Source organism: Frankia sp. CcWB3 (assembly GCF_977927595.1).
In genome coordinates, this window is the sequence record NZ_CDWRCK010000368.1 from 1 (window position 1) to 663 (window position 663).

Here is a 663-nt window from a genome sequence, read left to right on the forward strand (position 1 = left end):
TATATACCGGTACTGGTCGGGTCTGGGCGACGCCGGGTGGGTGGTTGCCGAAGCGGTGTTGCCGCCGGTGCCGAGGGGCGGCCGGCCCGGGGCGGGCCCTCGCCGGGGCATCGTGGGCGCCTTCCGGTACGTGGCCTGCAACGGGATCGTGTGGCGGGCGCTGCCGGCGGGCTTCCCGGCGTGGCGGGCGGTCTGCGGCTTCTTCGACCGGTGGAAGGACAAGGGCGTGACCGCCAGGGTCCAGGGCGCGTCGCGGGGCGGGGTCCGGCCCGCGGGGGTCATGGACCATCCTGAAGGCCACCGTCGAGACCGCCCGGGAGAACCCCGGCCGGAAAATCTCCGGGGCCCTGGCCCTGCCGGGACGAGGGGTGGTCGAACGCACCCTCGGCTGGCTCACCGCTCACCGGCGGCTTGCCCGCGGCTCCCGCGGCTATGGACGTCATCCCGCCACCTCCGAATCGTTCATCCACATCGTTCATCCGCTGGGCGATAGTCCGTCCGAGCTCTTCCGGCCGGGAGGCTTTGCCGCCCTTCCAAAAACGCTACGAACTAGCCGGCAAGTCGGCAAGTTTTGTGAATAAATGGTTTTTTGCGCATTCTGTGCAGACGAGGAGCTGGCCCGCACCGGCGAGCAGCGCCGCCAGGACCGCGACCGCCAGCCCA

The 663-nt window shown here is 70.6% G+C and carries 1 protein-coding gene; it reads left to right on the top strand.

Features of this window, described 5'->3' with window-relative positions; all coding sequences use genetic code 11:
• The first annotated feature begins 67 nt into the window (after nucleotides 1–67).
• On the top strand, nucleotides 68–493 hold the full coding sequence (locus ACY5KJ_RS19195; RefSeq protein WP_462204025.1) for a transposase: 426 nt from the start codon (nucleotides 68–70) through the stop codon (nucleotides 491–493).
• Nucleotides 494–663: the final 170 nt, after the last annotated feature.